The organism is Halobaculum gomorrense (assembly GCF_900129775.1).
GTDB classification, from domain to species: Archaea; Halobacteriota; Halobacteria; order Halobacteriales; family Haloferacaceae; genus Halobaculum; species Halobaculum gomorrense.
The window spans coordinates 61,635-81,515 of sequence record NZ_FQWV01000003.1; the positions used below are offsets into that span (position 1 = coordinate 61,635).

The 19,881-nt window shown below is 69.6% G+C and carries 12 protein-coding genes; 5 read left to right on the forward strand and 7 right to left on the reverse strand.

What is annotated here, in order from left to right:
- Genes BUE16_RS06540 through BUE16_RS06550 form a run of 3 tightly spaced genes read left to right on the forward strand, consistent with a single transcriptional unit; the run spans position 1 to position 6,616 of the window.
- The gene (locus BUE16_RS06540) at positions 1 to 2,889 is read left to right on the forward strand and encodes a carboxypeptidase-like regulatory domain-containing protein (RefSeq protein ID WP_143165387.1); all 2,889 of its coding nucleotides are present in this window, start codon (positions 1 to 3) and stop codon (positions 2,887 to 2,889) included.
- 2 nt (positions 2,890 to 2,891) lie between these two features.
- The gene (locus BUE16_RS06545; RefSeq protein WP_073307822.1) at positions 2,892 to 3,893 is read left to right on the forward strand and encodes a hypothetical protein; all 1,002 of its coding nucleotides are present in this window, start codon (positions 2,892 to 2,894) and stop codon (positions 3,891 to 3,893) included.
- Complete coding sequence (locus BUE16_RS06550; protein WP_073307824.1) at positions 3,890 to 6,616, forward strand: hypothetical protein; 2,727 nt, start codon at positions 3,890 to 3,892, stop codon at positions 6,614 to 6,616. Before BUE16_RS06545 ends, BUE16_RS06550 begins: the two co-directional genes overlap by 4 nt.
- Positions 6,617 to 6,687: 71 nt before the next feature.
- Here BUE16_RS06550 and BUE16_RS16325 read toward each other — a convergent pair whose 3' ends face one another.
- The 5 genes from BUE16_RS16325 to BUE16_RS06575 all read right to left on the reverse strand — a co-directional run bounded on the left by BUE16_RS16325 (position 6,688) and on the right by BUE16_RS06575 (position 14,373).
- Positions 6,688 to 9,774 carry a hypothetical protein gene (locus tag BUE16_RS16325; protein ID WP_073307826.1) on the reverse strand — a complete coding sequence of 1,029 codons (3,087 nt, stop codon included), beginning with the start codon at positions 9,772 to 9,774 and terminating at the stop codon, positions 6,688 to 6,690.
- Positions 9,775 to 9,776: 2 nt separating this feature from the next.
- A complete protein-coding gene (locus BUE16_RS06560) occupies positions 9,777 to 11,432 on the reverse strand; it encodes an ATP-binding protein (protein ID WP_073307828.1) in 1,656 nt (551 codons plus the stop codon).
- Positions 11,429 to 12,073, reverse strand: coding sequence for a hypothetical protein (locus BUE16_RS06565; RefSeq protein ID WP_073307830.1), 645 nt, complete (start codon positions 12,071 to 12,073; stop codon positions 11,429 to 11,431). The genes BUE16_RS06560 and BUE16_RS06565 overlap by 4 nt, the downstream gene beginning before the upstream one ends.
- Positions 12,074 to 12,181: 108 nt before the next feature.
- A complete protein-coding gene (locus BUE16_RS06570; RefSeq protein WP_073307832.1) occupies positions 12,182 to 13,216 on the reverse strand; it encodes a hypothetical protein in 1,035 nt (344 codons plus the stop codon).
- A 35-nt stretch (positions 13,217 to 13,251) separates the two neighbouring features.
- A complete protein-coding gene (locus BUE16_RS06575) occupies positions 13,252 to 14,373 on the reverse strand; it encodes a hypothetical protein (RefSeq protein WP_073307834.1) in 1,122 nt (373 codons plus the stop codon).
- Between the two features lie 470 nt (positions 14,374 to 14,843).
- Between BUE16_RS06575 and BUE16_RS06580 the strand changes: the two genes are divergently transcribed.
- Together BUE16_RS06580 and BUE16_RS06585 are read left to right on the forward strand one after the other, a co-directional pair.
- The gene (locus BUE16_RS06580) at positions 14,844 to 15,071 is read left to right on the forward strand and encodes a DUF7331 family protein (RefSeq protein ID WP_073307836.1); all 228 of its coding nucleotides are present in this window, start codon (positions 14,844 to 14,846) and stop codon (positions 15,069 to 15,071) included.
- Positions 15,072 to 15,073: 2 nt separating this feature from the next.
- Positions 15,074 to 16,882 (forward strand): NAD+ synthase, encoded by a 1,809-nt coding sequence (locus BUE16_RS06585; protein ID WP_159435740.1) that lies wholly within the window; start codon positions 15,074 to 15,076, stop codon positions 16,880 to 16,882.
- Here the strand turns inward: BUE16_RS06585 and BUE16_RS06590 are convergent, their stop codons facing one another.
- Positions 16,883 to 17,401, reverse strand: coding sequence for an Rrf2 family transcriptional regulator (locus BUE16_RS06590; protein WP_073307840.1), 519 nt, complete (start codon positions 17,399 to 17,401; stop codon positions 16,883 to 16,885).
- A gap of 165 nt (positions 17,402 to 17,566) precedes the next feature.
- Entirely contained in the window at positions 17,567 to 19,825 is a 2,259-nt protein-coding gene (locus BUE16_RS06595; RefSeq protein WP_073307842.1) for an NADP-dependent malic enzyme, read from the reverse strand.
- Positions 19,826 to 19,881: the final 56 nt, after the last annotated feature.

Here is a 19,881-nt window from a genome sequence, read left to right on the forward strand (position 1 = left end):
ATGGGACTTAGTACACACCGGTCGGTGGTCGTCGCGCTCCTCGCGCTCGCGCTCGTCACCGGACCCGCAGCGGGGACGGGGGGCGTCACCGTCGGCGCGACCGACTCCTCGTCCGGCGAGTCGCTGACGCCACCGGGGTCGGTGATGGCCGCCCGCGATCTGAACCAGACGGACTTGGGGGCGTTGCGGTTCGAACTCGACGCCGAACGCGTCGGCAACGAGTCGACCGTGGACGTGCTGATCGAATCCGGCGGGCAGTCGGCGACGATCGCGGGCGTCGCCGCCGACTCCGAGTCAGACGGCGTCTACACCTACACGGTTGCCTCGAACAGGCTTCCGGACTTCCCGGCGGCGAAGGCGACGGTCACGGTCTACCGCGGGTCCGGGGAGAACAGAACCGACTACCTCACGGAACAGGGCGTCGACCTCCGCCATCTGGATATCGCCCGCGACTCGGCGGAGTTCGAGGGCGGGCAGCTCACCCTGACGGCGACGAACGACACGGCGGGACTCGCCGGGTCGTCGTTCGATCTGCTCGCGACCGCCGACGGCGACGACCGGCGCGCGACGCTCTCGGCGACGCTCGAAAACGGCACCGTCAGGGTCGACCGGAACGACGCGTTCACCGGGCTGCTCGTGCCGCCGGCGAACGTGACGCTGGCTGCCGCCGGCGGCGGGCCGTCGGTCACCGGTGACACGAGCGTGGCGCTCGGGTCCGCCGCGCCCGACCCGACGGTCATCGTCTCGGCCGGCGGTGTCACGGTCGAATCGCCGCTGCTGGTCGCCGGGACGACCTACGGCGTCCACGTCGCGACGAGCGGTCCGGCCGGGGAGTTCGCGACCACAGCGCCCGCACGGGAGACCGACGGCGTGTACACCCTGTCGATCGAGAACGAGTACATCGCCGGGGTCGACAGCGTCGAGATCTCGGTGTCGACCGACGGCGGGTCGGTGCTCCGGTACCGAACGGAGGTCGGGACCCCCGCGGTCGGAACCCTCGGCAGTAACCAGCGCAGCGTGACGCTCTCGGACGGGACGTTCGCGGACAGCGATGTCGAGTTCGTGCTGCTGTCGATCGGTGACCGCGTTCGCGTGGTGACCGAGGCGACGGCCAACGACACGACCGTCTCGCTCGGGGGGTTACCCGCTGGGATGGGACTCGCTCGGAACGGCTCCTACCGGCTCGTCGTCGCCTTCGCGGACGCGCCGTCGAAAACCGTCGCCGTCGATGGCGACGCCAAGAGCGCCGGACTCGTCTCACTGAGTGCTGCCGCGGACAAAAAAACGGATGCCGGAACGCCGGCGGAAATGAACGGCTCAACGGGGAACGCGTCGGCCGGCCTGTTCGATCGCGTCCCCGGCGGTCAGTTCACGCTCGGTCTCGTCGGCGGCCTGCTCATCCTGCTCGTCGGCGGCGGCGGCTACGTCGTCGGCCAGTCGCTGGTCGGTGGCTCCGGCGGCGGGGGGGCGGCGGCCGGCCGACAAACGCGCGACGTGCGCGTCCGGATCGCCGACGGATACGCCGACGAGCGGCTCACCGACGAGGTGTACCTCACGGCACGTCCGGCGAACCAGTCGGCGACGAGCGACGTGAACCGCACCGGCGGCGGCCGCGAGGACTCCGTCGAGGGAGGCGTCGTTACGTGGACGCTCGACGCCGAGCCGTACGAGTTCACCGCCTCCTACAACGGCACCACCGTCACCGAGACCGCGGACATGCTCGAGGACGACCTCGTCCTCCGCTTCCGGCCGGTCTCCAAGTCCGTCACCGTCACCGACGAGACGGGCGAGCCCGTGTCCGACGCCAGGGTCACCGCGACGTTCGACGGCGAGACCGTCACCGAGCCGACCGACGCGAACGGGCGCGCCTCGCTGACGCTGCCGGTGACCGCTTCCGCAGTGGAGGTGACGGCCGAGCACGATCGGTACGAGCCCGACACGAAGCGGGTGTCCGATCCCAACGACATCCCGTCGCAGCTCCGCGTCGTCGGAAAGACCGGAACACTTCGGGTCGAGACGGCCATCGACGGCCAACCGGCGGACGCGGTCGAGGTCAGCCTCGACACCGACGACGAGTGGCTCCGAACCCGGCTCCGAGAGTCGAGTCCGACCGACGAGGGAGACGACGCCGTCGGCCTCCCCGCCGGCGAGTACACGCTCGTCGGCTCGGTCGACGCCGCGCCGTTCGAGGACGACAGAGCGCGCGTCACCGTTCGCGAGAACAAGACGACTGCCGTCACGCTCGACGTGCCGTTCGAGTACGAACTGTCCGCGGACCACCGCGAGTCGCTCGCGTCGCTCCGCAGCGACGCGGACGACCTGGTCCCGGGCGGCCGGCTCGACTCGGCGATCCACGGCTACTACGCGAGCGTCGCGCGGTCGCTGGCGGACGCCGTCGAGCGGGTCCCCGACTCGGGGGTTCGCTTCGCGGAAACCGGGGTCGACCCCGAACCGGTGGTCGACGCGATGCTGGACGCCGGCAACGGTTGCGTCGAGGCCGTCGACAACGCGATGAACACGAAACACAACGTCGACCTCTTCAGCGCGTGCGCGGACATGCGCGAGGCCACCGTCGAGTGGCGGGCCGGCTACGATCTCGACGACTGCTTCGCGTTGATCGACGAGGACCGAGTGGGACAGCGCGCAGAGCTCAAATCGCGGCTGTCGGAGGCCGGCTCGACCGTCGAGGACCACCGCGGCGACGTGAACGTCGTTTCACCGGCCAGCGATGTCGTCGAAGAGCTAGAGGCGTACGAACGAGACACGAGGGAGTCGGACGAGGTGCGAAACGCGGCGTTCGTCTTCGCTGTCGCCGGCTTCGCCGCGGCCGTGACCGAACTGTTCGACCACCCGCGGCTGCTCGACCGGCTCAACCGGACGATGTACTGATAATGACTCCAATCCCAACCACGACCCCACGGATCGCAACGATCGCCGTGTGCCTGTTGCTCGTCGTCGGATCGGTCCCCGTCGGGGCGACCCAGACGGACGCCGAGACGGCAGACGAGTTCCTGACCGCGCTACGGCAGTACGAGGACTCAGAAGCGCTGTCGACGTACAGCGAGTTCGAGGTGATGCGCGGCCAGGCCGTCACCGCCGTCCAGACGGGCGAGTTCACCGACGCGGACCGCGAACGGATGACCGCCGTCGTCGCCGTCCTCGAGAACTTCACGGCGGCCTATCGGACCGCACAAAACAACAGCACCGGTCAGGGGCTCCGGCTCGCCGACGCGACCGCGCAGGCGATCGACCGACTTGAGGCCGCCGGCGGCGACAACTACGCCACGCTCGCCCGACTCGGGCTCGAACGGTTCTACCGCCAGCGCGGCGAGACGCTGTACGAGCGCGCTCGCGGTGCGACGAACACCTCGGCCCAGCTGGACTACCTCGAGAGCGCGGCTGCGGCGTTCAAAGCCGCGGGCGCGAGCGGGCGGTACTCCGCGGTGAGCGCGGAGGCGAGCCGCGTCCGCGCCATCTTCGAGTCCGACCGCGAGCGGATGAACTCCGCACTGAGCGCCGCCGGGTCGTTCGTCGACGCCTGCGGCGAGGCGTGCGCCTCGCCGGTCGCGGCGATCACGACGCTCGGGCCCGGCGTGTTCGGCACGTACGTCGACGCCCGGTCGGCAGCCGCACAGGCGGCTGTCGCGGCTCGGCTGGCAGAGAAACACGGGCTCGAACGCGCCAGTGAGCGCGCGAACACGCTCGCGTCGTCGACGAGCGACGCGCTGTTCGCGCTCTCGCTGGCGGCGACCGTCCTCGCGCTCGCGTACGCGGTGCTTGTCGGCCTCGTCGCCGCCGCGTTCGGCTGGCGGGTCGCGACGTGGGCCGAGGATGTCGACGGCTCGAAGGTGGGACAGATCGTCCCGCGCGCCCCCGTGGAGGTGTCTCAATGACCCGCACGAGCAGCGTCGCGCGGCTGCTCGCACTCGCGTTCGCCGTCGTCGTGGTGCTCGGCGCGGCGACGCCGGCGATCGGCGTCCAAACGACCGTCGAGACGGATGCGGCGCTGACCGACCAGACGGTGACCGACGAGCTCTCGTTCACCTTCACCGCCGATTCGAACGGGACCGTCGACGCGACGCAGGAGATCTCCCGCGCGAACGGGAACGTCACCTTCGCGTTCGACTCGTGGGAGCGGGTCGGCGGGGGGGCCAGCGGGACCTCCTCCTCGTGGGAGGTCGTCGCCGGTGAGGAGTACCGCGTGACCTACGAGGTGACTGTCACCGGCAGCGTCTCAGAACAGACCTACTCGGGGACGGCGCAGATCTCGGGTGCGACCTCCGCGTCCGAGCAGCTCGAGGTGTACGTCGACGTGCTCTACCCCGAGTTCGGCGTCGTCGACACCGGCGATCCGAAGCTGGTGTTCGACAACCCGAACAGCCAGTCGCAAACGACCACCTTCGACGTGACGGTGCCGAACACCGGAAACGGGGCGATGGTGCTCTCGGACGTGTCGTTCTCCAGCGTGCCGGCCGACTTCACGGTCGACGCGGTGTCGATCCCAGACACGATCGGCGCGAACGACGAGGGCGACGTGGGGCTGGAGGTGACGGCCGACGACAGCGTCAGCGCGGGGACGTACAGCTTCACGATGACGCTCGAGGACAACCTCGGCAACACGCGTGACGTGAGCGTCTCCGTCGACGTGGTGAAGCCGCCGATCGTTTCGGTGCCGGGCGACGAGGTGAACGTCGGCGACGTGCTCGTCGGCTCCTCGAGCACCGTCGACTTCCAGGTCGAAGAGATCGCCGGAAACGACGGCATCGACGGGCTCACCGTCGAGATAATCGGCGCGGAGACCGACGGCAGTGTCTCCTTCAATGGCCTCCGGTCCGTCTCAACCTCGCCCGGCGGGAGCGACACCGCTTCGGTGACGATGTCCGGGTTCGACTCGGCCGACCAACACGAGGAGTTGACGTGGGACCTAAAGGTGACGCCGGACGCCGCAAACGCGCCCAGCTACACCTTCACGGTCACCGGACGGGTGATCTACCCGGCGAAGCTGGAGCGCGTGGAGTCGTCGGACCCGACGATCCCGTTCGACGAACCGAAGTCGTCCACGTCGACGTTCCAGCAGACGACAGAGGTCGGCATCGTCAACTCCGGCGACCTGGAGATGACCGTCGTCAGCGCCGACGCGTCGATGGTGACCGGCGGCCAGTACATCACGGCCGGCATCTCCGACCTCCCGAACGCCGTGAGCGGGCTCTCGACCGGAACGGCGACGCTGTCGCTCACGGCCGACGACGACACCCCCGAGGGGGAGTACGAAGTCGAGATCACCGTCCAGACTGAGAGTGCTGGCACGAAGACGATCACGCGGACCGTCACCGTCTCCCAGCAACCGGAGCTGTCGGTGTCGAACTCGGTCTCATACGGCGAGGTGACGATCACGGAGAACCGGACGCAGACGATCGACGTGGCCGAGCGCCTCGGGTTCGAGTCGATCGAGAACGTCCAAGTCAAGCGGGTCGACGGCCCGAACCGCTGGCTCACGGTCGTGAGCGAACCGAGGGGCACGGTCGCCGCCGGAGAGACGAAGCCACTGGTCGTCGCCTTGCAGTTCGACACGCAAGCCGAGCTGTACCAGCAGTACCGCTGGCGGTTCCGCGTCTCCGGCGACGGCGTCGAAACCCAGACGATCACGGTGACCGCACGCGCCAAGCCGTACAGCTTCGACCGGATCACCGAGCCGCTCGGACAGTACGAGTCCGCAGTCCAGTGGAAACGCGACACCGCGGTCCCGATGAACGAGATGCTGCTCACAATGGAACAGCGGCTCCGCGGCGACGAGAAGGTCCCCGGCGCGGACCTCTCGCGGGGGCTCGCGGTGGGGCGCGCGACGCTGCTGTTCGTCGACTCCCTCGACGCCGCCCGCGCGGCCCAGGAGAACGGGAGCTACGCGCAGGCACAGCGATCGCTGGCCCGCGCGGCCGTCGCCCGGGACCTGATGAAACAGTACGCCGGTTCCCTCGAACAGCCAGACCTGCGTTCGACGGCGCGCCAGGGGATCAGCGCTGCCGACGAGGCGTTCGCTGCGACCGTCGCCGACCAGCGCGACCACTACCGCGGCGTCGTGGAGGCGAACAAATCGGCTATCGCGAACGCCGAGGCCCACAGGGCGCTGATGCGGCTCGCCCAGTACACCGGCAACGACGAGGCCGCGCAGCGACACCGGGCTGCGTACGAGGACGCGTCGGCACGCTACCGACGGCTCGTCGACACTGCCGCGACTCGCCGGGCGAGCGCCGAGTCCGCGTACGCGGCGTACCGAGCGAACGCGACGGTCGTGCTCGCGGGGTACCCGCTCGTCTTCAACCCCGCACGCGCCGACGCCGCGCTGGAACAGATCAACCGGATCACCGATCTCTACAGCGACTCGGCCGCCGGCTTCCGACGTGCCGGCGCGACCGACGAGGCGGACGCCACGGCCGAGCGGGCCGCGACTGTCGGAGGACGGCTCGCGGTCAGCCGGTACGGACTCTTCGGTGCGATCGGGGCGTACGCGCTCGCCGTACTCCTCGTCCTCGCCCGGGTCGGGTTCCGCACGTACGCGTACGTTCAGGACGCCGAAGCGGCCACGACCGGGGAGTTCCTCACGCAGATGTCGACCTGAGTCGGACCGCCAGCTGACAGTTTCACCGAACGCATTTTTCGACGCGCCGCCGGCGACCGGCGGAGCGACGGTTACTCGTACTGCGTCGAGAGCCGCTGCGGGAGCCCGGACTCGTCCGACTCGACGTCGAGATCCCACGCGTCCGAGGCGACCGCGCCCTCGTCGTCGGCGGTCGCGGTGACCGTGGCGCTCGTCGCGGCGTCGCCGGCCGACACCTCCGCGTCGATCGCGATCCGCTCGCCGGCGTCGACCCCCTCCAGGTCGACGAGGTATCGGACCGACTCGCCGGACGCGAGGTCGTCGCCGTCGGAACCCTCGGCGTACATCGTCTTCTCGACGTTGGTCCCCTCGGCGTCGACGGACACCGACTCGACGGGACGCGACCCGTCGTTTGCGACCGAGAGGAACACCGAACCGAAGCCCCGCTCGACGCGCGACTGCGGACCCACGTCGATCGAGAGGTCGTCGACGCGGTCGCTGTCGGTTCCGACGACCGACTCCCGGACAACGAGCGTGTTCACCTGCTGCGGCCCGTCTCCGGTGTGTCGGTCGGTCCGACGCGCGCGCACGAACGCCTTCGCGACATCACCCTGCAGCGTGTACGGAGTCGTCACCGTCACGTGTGCTGGCGAGTCGGGGGAAACCGTGGCGTCGATCGGCGCCGACCGCTCGCCGCCGACGACCGCCTCCTCGACCGCCCACTCGCCCTCGTCGCTCTCGAGCGTGACCGAGAGAACGCCGTCGTCCGGTCCGTCGGGCTGCCAGGTGATCATCGCCACCAACTCGCCGTCCTCGACGGCCCGCTCGGTCGCCGGCACCGATGCGGTCTTCCCCTCGTGTTCCACCTCCACGCGCGGGAGCGACAGCGACGACCGAAGCGGCACGTGGTACCGAGTGCCGACCGCCTCGCCGCCGCCCCGAACCTTCAGGCGCTGGGCGTAGGCGCCGTCGTCGGTTCGGAGGTGGAACTCGACGGGTTCCGGGTCGTCGTTGGAGACGACCAACCGCTCTTCGAACACCGCCCCTCGTCGAGGCGTCTCCGACGGGAACCGCCGATCGATCGAGATCGGTATCGATCCGTCACCTCCTTCGACACCCGACTGGGCTCTCCCCGGCGAGCCGCCCCGGCGTCGGCTCGAACCGGCGGTACCGCCGGTGCGGCCGGCATCGCCGCCGCCGGCCACGCCGGTTCCCCCGGCGGGAAGCAGCGAGCACCGTGCGAGCCCGAGCCGCTCTGAGACGTGGCCCCCGCTCGTCTCGACGGTGACCGATCGATCCCCGGGCACCGTGACCGGGAGCGCAATCCGATAGGCCCCGTCTGCGGGGATCGACACCGGCATCGAGAACGAGCCGTCCTCGTCCGGAACGCCGTCGACGCTCACGTCGTCGTCGACGGCGACGGGAGTCTCGTTGTGCAGCGTCACCAGCAGGAAGCCGTCCGACTCCGCCTCTAGGTCGATCGCCGTCGGCGTTACCGGCACGGCCGTCTCGGCTTCCAGCGGGTCGACGCCGTCCGCGCGCACCTCCACGTCGCCGCTCGGTAGGTTCTGTTCGAACGGCACCGCCTCTGCGGCCCCGGGGTCAAGCGTGCCGACCGTCGTCTCGCCGACGGTGACGCCGGAGACCGTCGCCTTCCCGACGTTCTCGACGCGTATCGTCGCCGTGAGCGTGCCGTCTTCGACCGCCTCGAGGTCGGTCTCGACACGGAGCGCGGTCGTCTCTTCTTGGACCTCGAGGGTCTTCGTGACTGATTCCTCGCCGACCGTCGCGGTCACATCGACCGCATCGCCGTCCACCGAGTGAAGCGAGACGCGGCGGCGCTGCGTCGCGCCGGTGTCGATGGTCGCGGAGACGTTCGAGGAGGCGACGCGGGCGCCCTCGGCCTCGACGGTCGCGTCGACCTCGACTGCGCCGTCGCTCTCGTTCGCGAGCGCGATCACCACCGTCGGGTCACGCGGGCGCAGCGAGTCGCCCTCGATCTCCACGCCGACGGCGTCGTCGGCCTGGCCGACCGCGGCGTACACGGTCGCCGTGCCGCTGCCGACGGTGCAGACGAGATCGAGCGACGGCGTCGTCGCGATCGGCGTGCCGCTCACCCCGTCGAGCGGGTGGCGGTTGCCGTCGGCGTCGACCGCCAGGTCGCTGCCGGAGACGCGGGCCGCCAGGGCGCTCTCGCCCGCGTCGGCCAGCCAAGACACGTCGCCGTCGATCTCCCACTCTCGTCGTTCGCCCTCGTACCCGACGAGCTGTCCCCCTTTGAGCGAGACGACCGCCCGTCCGGAGAGCAGGCCAACGTCGGTCACCGCGCCCGAGAGCGTCCGTTCATCGAGCTGCTCGCCGTCGGCGTCGAGCACCGTGAGGAACGACCACGAGGCGACCGCGAGTCGGCCGTCGGCGGCCGCGACCGCAGGCGACTCCGCCACCTCGGCGTGCGGCTGATCGAACCGCCCCGCCTCGATGCCGGTTCGACCCTCGACGACGACGAACTCCCCGTCGCCGGTCCGGACGTACACCCGGTCGTTGTCGGGGTCCGCGTCCACCGAGCGGCCGTCGGCCACGTCGACGCCCCACACGCGGCTTCCGGAGTGGGAGAACGCCTCCAGCTCGGTCCCGCTCAGCGCGTACACCCTGTCTGCGACGGCCACGTCGAGCACGTCGTCCCTGCGGGCGACGCGCCGTCGGTCGCCCGAGGTGATCAGGTCGACCCGCCCGTCGCCGGTGGCGACGGCGATCACGCCGGGACCGGCGTCCGCGGCCGCGACCGCCGGCATGTCGAACGCGTCGACCTGCACGTACTGTCGGGGGACCTGCGGTCCGTCGGAACCGGCGGGCCCGTCTGCCGTCCCCGTGGCGTCGGCTCCTGACTCCCCGGGATCAACTTCGCAGTCGGATTCGCCCCCGTCCCCGCCGTCTGAGTGGCCTCCGGCCGCGGCGGCGGGCTCGTCACCGCTCCACGCCCCGGATTCGCCTCCGGCCGTCCCGTCGCCCCAGTCGTCGCTACCCTCGCCCTCGACCGCGGGGCTCCGGTCGCGACCGTCCTCGTCCGTCCCGTCGTCGACGGAGTCCGACCCCGCGTTCGGGCCGCCGTTGACGCGACCGGCCTCCGGCCCATCATCGTTCGGCTTCTCTCCGTCCGGCTCGGGGTCGGTGCCGTCCACGGCTACTCCGCCTCCGCGTCGCCCTCGGTACCGTCCCCGTCGGCGTCCGTCGAGGTTGACGTGTCGGTGTCGGGCGCCGACGCGGGGGCAGCCGCGTTGGCGGCGTTCTCCTCGCGGATCTGTTGGGCCTGCTCCTCGATGTACCGCTTCATGTCGGGGTACCCCTCGAGCTCCGAGGCCTGCTTCATCGTCGAGGAGACGTACTGTCTGACCGTCTTCGGCTCTGATTCGTCCAGCTTCCGCAGGAGGTACTGTTTGTCGGGCGTGATCGCGTCGCCGTCGATGACGCTCTCGATGAGCTCGCGCTGTAGCTCCGAGCCGAGCACGCGGTCGGCGATCTCCGCGGGGGTGTAGCCGACCGACGCCTCGCCCAGCTCCTGTAGCGCCTCCTCGTCGAGGTCCTCGCCGATGCGACCCAGCGACGTGCGCCACACCTCCGCCATCACGTCTGCGTCGGGTTGGGGGATGAACTGCTGGATCGGGAACCGCCGGGTCGCTGCCGGGTCGATGCTGAAGGGCATGTTCGTCGCGCCGATGACGAGGAGGTTGTCCTCCACGTCGTTCATCTCCTGGAGGAAGGCGTTGGTGAGCGCGCGCTCGTGGCGCTGGAGGTTGTCGTCCGAGCGGTCGGGAATGAGCGTCTCCACCTCGTCGAAAAAGAGGACGGCGAAGCCGTCGCCGGCGGCCTCGTGGGCCTGCTCGAACGCCGCCCGGATGTTCTTCTCGGACTCGCCGGAGTACTTCGAGACCACGTCGCTGCCGCGGACCTCGAGGAAGACGACCTCGCCGTAGCTGTCCTCGATGTCGGTGTTGTGTTTCGCCTCGTAGGCGATCGCCTCCGAGACGAGCGTCTTCCCGCAGCCGGGCGGCCCGTACAGCATCATCCCGCCGCCGCGGTCGGCGAACTCCTCGCCGTAGCGCTCGACGACCTCGTCGCGAACAGCCGGCTCGAACAGCGACAGCATCATTACGGCGGTGCGCTTCACCCCCTCCAACCCGGCGACGTCCTCCTCGAAGCTTGTCGTCGGGTTCTGTGGGGTGATGTCGATGTTGGCCTCTTCCCCGTCGTCCCGACCGCCGGCGCCGCCGGCGTCACCATCGCCGCTGGGCGCTCCGTCCGCGCCGCCACCGGCCGCGCCGCCCGCGCCCGCGGGCGGTCCCATGCTCGCCGGCGGCTCGTCGAGGAACTCGAAGTCAGTGTCCTCGGTGACCCGCAGCGACGTTCCGCGCGGCTCCAGTTCGCCGACGACGAACTCGACGCGCTCGCCGCCGATATCGGCCACCTCGCGGATCGGATGCAACAGGAACTGATGCTCGGCGAGCGCGGACGACAGCGCCTCCTCGTTGACGCCCTCGGCGTAGATGGTCGCGCGCTTGCACGCCCTGACCGCCCCGAGCGATACGTCGGTGTCGACGTAGAAGTCGTTCGTTCGGTTGATCCCCCCGAACAGCGTGGCGACGTTGCTGTTGAGGTAGACTTTGTTCTTGATCGTGCTGGCGAAGCCGTCCTCCTCGGTGTCGACCCGGAAGAACGCCTCGCTGCCCGCGTGGCGGACGCGCGCGATCTCCGCGCCCGGCCCGACTTTGCTCTTTCCCACGGTGACGTGGGAGGTCGGCTGCTCGTCTTTCGTGATCGGCGTGAGATTGACACTCGTCATGCGACTGGGTTGTAGGCGTTCATCGTTCGGGTCACGTACTCGCGCACCTGCCGCTCGTTCGCGTCGACCAAGCCATCGGGAGGGTTGAGCCACAGCGTCCGCGTCGCGACGTTTCGAACCGTCGTGGCGGTGTCCCGGAGGGCACCCGACACGTCCCGGAGCGCGGCCGCCGAGTCGTCGCGACCGTGGAGTTCCAACCGACCCGCACACCGCTCGACGCGCGCGGCGGCCTCCTCTATCCGTTCGGCGACGACGGGCACGACCACGAACCAGTTCGCGACCGGTTCGCCGACCGTCGCAAGCGGGATGTCGCGACCGTCGGCCGTGTCGCCACCGAGACGTCCCGCCTCGCGCGCGGTGTCGACGGCCGCGGCCGGCGGCTCGGCGTCCTCGAACGTCGAAACGAGCACTCGCTCGACCGCCTCGGCGACCTCGGGGTCGTCCGCCGTCGCGGGCACGGGCAGCGGGAGCGCGTCGGCAAAGAGGGTGCCGAGTCCACGAAGCGCGCCGTCGAACGCCGCGACCTCCGCCCAGATCCGCCGCGGTGCGGGAGGCTCCGACCACGAGAGGACCTGGTCGCTCGTCGCCTCGATGGTGGCGACCCGGTCGATCCACGGGGCGGCGCTCGATGGACGCGCCACGGCGTTACCTCCCGCCCCGCGGGGGGACGGTCGAAGAGTGGGGTGCCCGGGACTCTCGGGGGCGGGCGGGGTCGGCAGCGGCTCCCGCGGAGCTCAGGGCCGACATCCTCACTGCTCCTGAATCGTCTCCGTCCCGGTGTCCTCCTGGGTGATCGCCTGGGAGGACTCGTTCAACTCGGCCATCTCGTCGGAGTTGCCGCGGAGGTCGTCGAGGAAGTTCTGGGGGTCCTCGTCTTCCATCCGCTCTTGTTTCGGGACGACGTTGCCCATCGCGGAGAGCACGTTCGTGAACTGTTCGGAGGCGGCGACGGCCTCGGTCGGCCACAGCTGCTGCGTCCGGATCCGGTCGCGGAGCCGCTCCTGTTCGATTGAGAACTGGTCTTTCGTCGATTCGAGCTGATCGATAATCTCCCCGAGGTCCATCTGGTCGGGATTCGGGTTCGGGATCGTCTCGCCTTGCTTCTCCTCCTGCTCGACGAGGTTGTCGTAGTGGTAGTACTGCTCGCGAGCGTGGTCGAACTTCCGGCGTTCCTCCTCGTCCAGCTCCGAGATGTCGCGGTCGCCCGCGATCGAGAGCATCTCCTGTTTGTACTCCTCGCGCTTCTCGCGGAGGTTCTGGAGGTGTTCGGTCACGTCGGTCGTCTCCTCCGCGCGCGAGGTGAGCCGCTCTTGGGCCTCCTCGACCCGCCCGACGGCCGTCTCGATCCGCTCGGTGAGCGTGTCGAATGCAGCCGCCCAGTTGCTGTACATCTTCACCGCGCGGTCCATCTCGTCTTCGTCGTACGTGTGGGGCGGGCGCAACACGGTCACCGTCGACTGTTCGACGGTGACGATGTCGTTGTCAGCGAGGTAGTCGATGATGGCGCGCGCGGAGTCCTCGCTGCGGGCGTGCTCGCTCTCGGCGAGCGTCTCCGCGGCGTCTTCGACGCCGATCACTGCGTTTCCGTCCTGGTCGATGGAGAGCTCCTCACCGCCGAGCACTTCCTCCATGAGGTGCGCGAGCAGTTCCTCCCAGTTGCCGCTGTCCTCGTCGGCCCATTCCGCGAATCCGAGCTCGAACCTGACCGCCGAGTCGGTCTGGCTGTGCGGTCTCGCGACGACTGTTCCGGATTCCTCGTCTTCCTCGAAGGTGGTGTAGCGCATTGAAGTGGGGTAGTAGGGGTGTGGCTCGTGTGTGGTCAGAATCGCTCGTCGATCAGTTCCTCGCCGCGCTCGCGGACCTGGGTCCGGGCGTAGGCGTTACCGGCGTCGCTGGTCGTGAGGTGGAGGTCGTCCACCTCGTCGCGGAGCTCCTGCTTGAGGGAGTCGGCCGTCGCCGCGGTCAGATCCTCCAACAGCGGACGGGTGAGCTCCTCCGCGCGCGTCTCGACCATGCGGTCGAACGGCTCAACCGACACCGCGAGGCTGCGCGCGTCGAGCACCTCGATGTGGGGATCGTCGCCGTCCTCGTACTCGGCCTGCACCGCGTCGATGACGTCTCGTCGACCGAGGTCGGCGCCGCTCGACCGGACGTGCGCGAGCACGTTCGACCTGACCTCGATCTCCGATTCGACCAGCGAGTCGTACTCGCCGGTCGGCATCACGTTGCCCGCGTCGTCGAACGCGCGCTCCACGTCGTCGCCGAGGTCGTCGGCGAGCTTCTCGGCGAACTCGTCGAGCGCGCTCCGGACGAGGTACTCCCCGTCCATGTCGATGATGAGCCCCTCGCCCTGCAGATAGCCGATCACGTCGGAGGTAGCCGCCACCGAGATGGCCTCCTCCAGTTGACCGTGCGAGAGTTTTCCGTGTGTCGCACGGCGCTTGAGCTTCCCGTTGAGGTCGTCCTCGCCGGTCTCCTCCTTCAGGCGCGAGCCGACGGAGTAGTAGTCGCGGGACCCCGCGGCGATGCGCATCACGAGGTTCTGCCGGCGGAGTTGCTTGGCGAAGAAGTCAGCGTCCTCGTGGGCCAGGTCGAACGCCTTCCTGAGGTCTTCGGTCGTGACGACCATCTGGTCGCGGAACACGCCCTTGAGGCGCTCGGTGATCCCCGTTCGCGTGCCGCTGCCGAACGGGTCCCAGTAGAACACGCCCGGCCGGATCCGCTCGAGGCTGTAGTTCTCGTCCTCCGCGAGGTCGCGAAGCGACTCCTTCACGTCGGAGGTCGACAGCTTCGGGGCCTTCAATCGCCCCTTCTCCCGGCTCTGGTACTGGTCTTTCAGGTCGTCGCGGACGCGGTCGACGTACAGGAACCCGTAGTTGGACTGTGAGATGTCCTGCGAGATGTCTTCCAGAACGTCGCGATCGACGGGACGAAGCGGCATTGACAGGTATTCCAGACTGACGTGTACTAAGTGTTATCCCACTAGTATCACCGTCCGGAACTGCCCCCCATCGCGTCCACGGCCACCGCGCCGAGACGGCGGTACGCGGGACCTTCCGGCCGAGCTTTGTCGGGTGGTTCGAACCCAGCACACTGGCTGATTCGTATTTACTCAATTTCACTCTGTATTCAAGATCGAACGTAGTATAAGACTTCTAGAACTCTTTCATGCGATTCATCAGATCGCACTTATTTAGATGGATCGGACGAAACACCTTAGTCCGCCGGCGCTCCCAACTGAGATATGATCGATGCCCGAATGGTAGAGTATCTGGCTACGGTAGACGGAACTACTTCACTAGAAACAATTAAAACCGAAATAAGACGTACTTTTCTCGGACAAACCGATATGTTTGTTACAATCACACTCTCGCGCCGTGTGAACGGATCTTTGATCCGCGAGGTCGGACGATGACCGAGGACACGCTCGCGGACGGCGGCCCCACGGCCCCGGCCATGACCGACAGATACGGCCGGATCTCGCTCGACGACGACAGCGTGGTCGTGTACGACCGCGAACGGACCGACGCGTGGGTCCAGTCCGACGTGGCGTACACGCTCCCGCTTCGGCGGCCGACCGGGGTCCACGAGCCGCCCGACGGAACGGACGCAGACGCCGCCGGCTCGGAGGGTGAGTGATCGTGGCGACGGGTCACACTGACAACCCGCCGGCCGCCGACGGATCGCTCGGTCGCGACTCCCCCGAAGCCGGACGATCGCGATCGACGGAGTGCATCCTGGACGCCGTCGAGGCGGTCGACGCGGACGGCGTCGTGGTGTGCCTCTCCGGCGGCATCGACTCCGCCACCGCGGCGGCGCTCGCGGTCGACGCGCTGGGCGCGTCCGCGGTAACCGCGCTGATCATGCCGACCGATACGACCGCGGAGGCGGCCGTCGCCGACGCCAGGGCGTTCGCGGACTCGCTCGGCGTCGACCGCGAGACGGTGGCGCTGGCCCCCGCCGTGGACGTGTTCAAGCGGTACGTCGCACCGCGGATCGCGCCCGCCGGCGACGTGTACGCGGCGGGGAACTTGGCTGCTCGTCTCCGGATGGCCTGCGCGTATCTCGTCGCGGACGCGACGAACGCGCTCGTCGTCGGGACCAGCAACCGCTCGGAGCGGCTGCTCGGGTACTTCACGAAGTACGGCGACGGGGCCGCGGACGTGTTCCCGCTGGCCGAGCACGACAAGACCGCAGTGCGCGCGCTCGCGACGCGGCTCGATGTCCCGCCGGAGATCGTCTCGAAACCGCCGTCGGCGGACTTCTGGCCCGAGCAGACCGACGAGTCGGAGTTGGGCGCCCCCTACGCGGCGCTCGACCGCGTGCTGGCGGCGCTGCTCGCCGCCGCCGACGACGCGACCCCCCCGGAGCCGGTCGACGAGGCGGCCAGCGTCGACCGCGAGACGGTCGAGCGCGTGGTCGAGCGCGTCGCCGGCAGCGCCCACAAACGTGAATATCCTCCCGCCCCGCCCCGGCCGGCCGAGACCGAACTTGGCGTGGCGGACGCGCTCGGCGGCGGGCTCGTCGATGGCGGTGACCGGGCCGCCGCGGCCGTCGCCGACGCCCGGGATCTCGTCTGCGCCCGCGCCGAGTCCGCCGACGCCGACGGGGTGGTCGTCGATCTCGGCGCCGGCGTCGACGCCGCGGTGACGGCGGCGATCGCCGCAGACGCGCTCGGCCCCGAGCGGGTCCGTGGGGTTCACCTGCCCTGCCACAAGGCCGCCGGGTTCGCGACGCCGACGCCCGAGTCGATCGCGGACCGTGTGGGGATCGACTGCGACCGGGTCACGATCAGACCGCTCGTCGCCGAGTTGGAGGCGGCGCTGCCGGCTCGGATCGCCGAGGAGGCGGACGCGAGCGGCCTCGCCGAGTTCGTCTCGCGCGTGCGGATGGCGTGCAGGTACTACGTCGCGAACGCCGAGTCGCTGCTCGTCGCGGGGACGACCACCCGGACGGACGCGCTTCTCGGCCGCGCGACGCCGTACGGCGACGGCGCCGCGGACCTGCGCCCGCTCGGCGGCTCGTACGCGAGCGAGCTCGGCCGTCTCTGCCAGCAGGTCGGCCTCACGGACATGGGTTCCGACGACCCGGCCCTCGCCGTCGACAGTCTGCCTCTCGGGTCCGCCGATCTGACCCCCGGCGCGGTCGCTCCCGCGGATCGCGAGGACTGGGGCTCTCCGGACGACCACGCGCGGACTGATTCGATCCTCGCGCACCTCGTCGACCGCGACCTCGGCATCGAGCGGACGGCGGCGACGCTCGGCGTCGACCGCGAGACTGTCCGTCGATGCGCTGAGCGACACGTCCGTGCTGAACGGACCGGGACCGCGCCGCCGACGGCGCCCGGCGAGCGGGACCGCCGGCGCTACTTCCACGAGATCGAACTGCAGTTCGAGTCCGACACCCGACCGGCCGCCGGAGGCTCGCTCGACTCGACCGCCGAGCGGTGACTACGGCTCCATGGGGGCCTCCAATCGAGCGACGTTCAGGTGAAGCGCGTTTCGGGCCTCGTCGACCGCCTCGACTTGCCCCGTCATGACCAGCCCCGAGTTCGGCGTGGGACCGACGATCACCGGGTCGCCCGCGCTGAATCTCGTGACCGACTCCCTGAACGTGACGCTCGCGCGGCACTTGTCTGGGTGGTGAACGTTGACGAAGTCGATCGACTCGACTGCCACGTCGATGCGGTCGTAGTCGTGTGCGAGCCCGAGGGTCTCGGTGTCGCTCTCGGCGTCGGGGTCGCGGCCAAGCGCCTCGAAGGCGGCATCGGTCGGGACGTAGCCCCCCTCCGATCCCGGGACGCCCTCGACCAGTCCGAGCGACTTCATCATCTGCATGAGGTTCCGGATCGTCCCGACGTGCCGGTCGCACACCTCCGCGATCTCCGTCGCCGGCATCGGTGACTCGGCGGCCTCGTACCCGTTGACGAGGGCGTTCAGGATCTCACGCTGGCTGCTGGTCAGGTCCATCTGCGTCTATCGGGTGGTCGCCGCCGGCGTTCATATACGTTTGGTTCGTCCTGTTCTCGGAAGACAGCCGAGACGATCGGTCGCGTATGTTCTGCCGGAACGGACGATCTGGTGATTTCCGGCCACTCCGGCGGACGGACGCACACCGGCGGAGTCGCTCCCGGGTCAGTCGTCGGCCGTCGCGACGGCGACGCCGGCGAGGTTGACGATGTCGGCCACGTCGTCGCCGCGCTGGAGCACGTGGATGGGCGCGTCCATCCCGACGAGCATCGGACCGACCACGTCGGCGCCACCGAGGCAGTGGAGCAGTTTGTAGGCGATGTTGCCGGCCTCGAGGTTCGGGAACACGAGGACGTTCGCGGGGTCGTCGAGCGCGGCGAACTCGTAGTCGCCTCCGAGGAAGTCGTCCACGACGGCCGTGTCGGCCTGCATCTCCCCGTCGACGGGGAAGCCGACCGCGGCGTCCTCGCGGAGGCGACGGGCGGCTGTCCGCGGTTTGGCCGTCCCGGCGGTGTCGACCGAGCCGAAGTCGGAGTACGACAGCAGCGCCGCTCGGGGCTCGACGTTGAACCGGCGCGCAAGCGCCGCAGTGTGGCGCGTCACCTCCGCGAGCACGTCCGCGTCGGGGTCCTGATTCACCGTTGCGTCCGCGCAGAACACGACGCGGTCGTCGAACGCGAGCAGGTAGACGCCGGCGGCGTACGTCGCGTCTTCGGCAGTGCCGATGATCTGGAGCGGGCGCCGGAGCGCGCTCGGGTAGTGATGCGTTCGGCCGGTGAGCATCGCGTCGGCGTCGCCGGCGGCGACCAGCGCGCTCGCGAGCGCGTCGTGCTCGCGGACGAGGTCGCGCGCCTCCCGCCGGGTGACGCCCTTGCGCCTTCGGCGCTCGTAGACCAGATCGGCGTACGGCTCCAGGTCGATCTCGTCGGGGTCGACGACCTCCGGCGCGAAGTCGAACCCGAGCGTCGACAGCGCCGCCTCGACCTCCGCGCGAGCGCCCACGAGCACCGGGTCGGCGATGCCGCGATCTGCGATCTGGTAGGCCGCACGAACGACCGTCTCGTCGGTCCCCTCCGCGAGGACGAGGCGCTTCGGGTCGCGCTTCGCCTCGGTCAACACTGCGCGCATGGCCTCGCGACTGCCGCCGAGGCGGTCCTCCAGTTCCTCGACGTACGACGCCGGGTCGAGGTCGCGCCGAGCGACGCCGTCGTCGACGGCCGCGGCCGCGACCGCCGGGGCGACGCCGAAGAGCACGCGCTCGTCGAGCGGCTTCGGGATGACGTACTCGGGGCCGAACTCCAGCGGCTGGTCCCCGTAGGCGCGCCGGACGCTGTCGGGCACGTCCTCGCGCGTTAGGTCGGCCAACGCCTCCGCGGCGGCGACCTTCATCCCCTCAGTGATCTCGCGTGCGCGAGCGTCGAGCGCCCCGCGGAACACGAACAGGAAACACAGGACGTTGTTCACCTGATTCGGGTAATCGGAGCGACCAGTCGCGACGATCACGGTGTCCTCGCGGGCCGCTTTCGCGTCGTCGTAGGCGATCTCGGGGTCCGGGTTCGCCATCGCGAACACGATCGGGTCGTCGGCCATCGACCGCACCATCTCCCGGCTGACGATCCCGCCCGCCGAGAGGCCGACGAACACGTCCGCGCCGGCCATCGCGTCGGCGAGATCGGTGCCGCCGACGGCGTCGGCGTCCGCGGCGAACTGCGAGACGTGCTCGTGGGGGTCGCCCGCGGCAGCGCGCTCGTCGGTGACGACGCCGTCGATGTCGCACATCGTGATCTGGTCGGTCGGCACGCCGAGCGAGGTGTAGAACGTCGCGGTCGCGGTTGCGGCCGCGCCCGCGCCCGAGAAGACGATCTCGAGGTCAGCGAGGTCCTTGTCGACGACGTCGACGGCGTTGAGCAGCGCCGCGCCGGTGATGATCGCGGTGCCGTGCTGGTCGTCGTGGAAGACGGGCACGTTCATCCGCTCGCGCAGGCGCTCCTCGGCCTCGAAACACGCCGGCGCGGCGATGTCCTCCAGGTTCACCCCCCCGAAGGTGGGCTCCATCGCGGCGACCCGGTCGACGAACGAGTCGAGCGACTCGGTGTCGAGTTCCAGATCAAACACGTCGATGTCGGCGAAGCGCTTGAACAGGACGCCCTTCCCCTCCATCACCGGCTTCGAGGCCAGCGGGCCGATGTCGCCGAGGCCGAGCACGGCCGAGCCGTCGGAGACGACGCCGACGATGTTCCCCTTCGCGGTGTACTCGTACCCGCGTCCCGCGTCGGCGTCGATGTCGCGGCAGGGTGCCGCGACGCCTGGAGAGTACGCCAGCGAGAGGTCGCGCTGGGTGTTCGTCGGCTTGGTCGTCGATACCTCGAGCTTGCCGGGCGGGTCCCGGCGGTGGTAGTCACGCGCGTCGTCATCGAGTCCCATGCGTCATGACTCAAGGGCACCTCCGAGTCTTTTTCGCTCCGCTCAGTCGTTCACGG

Bases quoted from the DNA above. Each gene is read 5' to 3' on its own strand.
- BUE16_RS06540 (WP_143165387.1), top strand. From the start codon at position 1: ATGGGACTTAGTACACACCGGTCGGTGGTCGTCGCGCTCCTCGCGCTC.
- BUE16_RS06545 (WP_073307822.1), top strand. From the start codon at position 2,892: ATGACTCCAATCCCAACCACGACCCCACGGATCGCAACGATCGCCGTG.
- BUE16_RS06550 (WP_073307824.1), top strand. From the start codon at position 3,890: ATGACCCGCACGAGCAGCGTCGCGCGGCTGCTCGCACTCGCGTTCGCC.
- BUE16_RS06560 (WP_073307828.1), bottom strand. From the start codon at position 11,432: ATGACGAGTGTCAATCTCACGCCGATCACGAAAGACGAGCAGCCGACC.
- BUE16_RS06570 (WP_073307832.1), bottom strand. From the start codon at position 13,216: ATGCGCTACACCACCTTCGAGGAAGACGAGGAATCCGGAACAGTCGTC.
- BUE16_RS06575 (WP_073307834.1), bottom strand. From the start codon at position 14,373: ATGCCGCTTCGTCCCGTCGATCGCGACGTTCTGGAAGACATCTCGCAG.
- BUE16_RS06580 (WP_073307836.1), top strand. From the start codon at position 14,844: ATGACCGAGGACACGCTCGCGGACGGCGGCCCCACGGCCCCGGCCATG.
- BUE16_RS06590 (WP_073307840.1), bottom strand. From the start codon at position 17,401: ATGGACCTGACCAGCAGCCAGCGTGAGATCCTGAACGCCCTCGTCAAC.
- BUE16_RS06595 (WP_073307842.1), bottom strand. From the start codon at position 19,825: ATGGGACTCGATGACGACGCGCGTGACTACCACCGCCGGGACCCGCCC.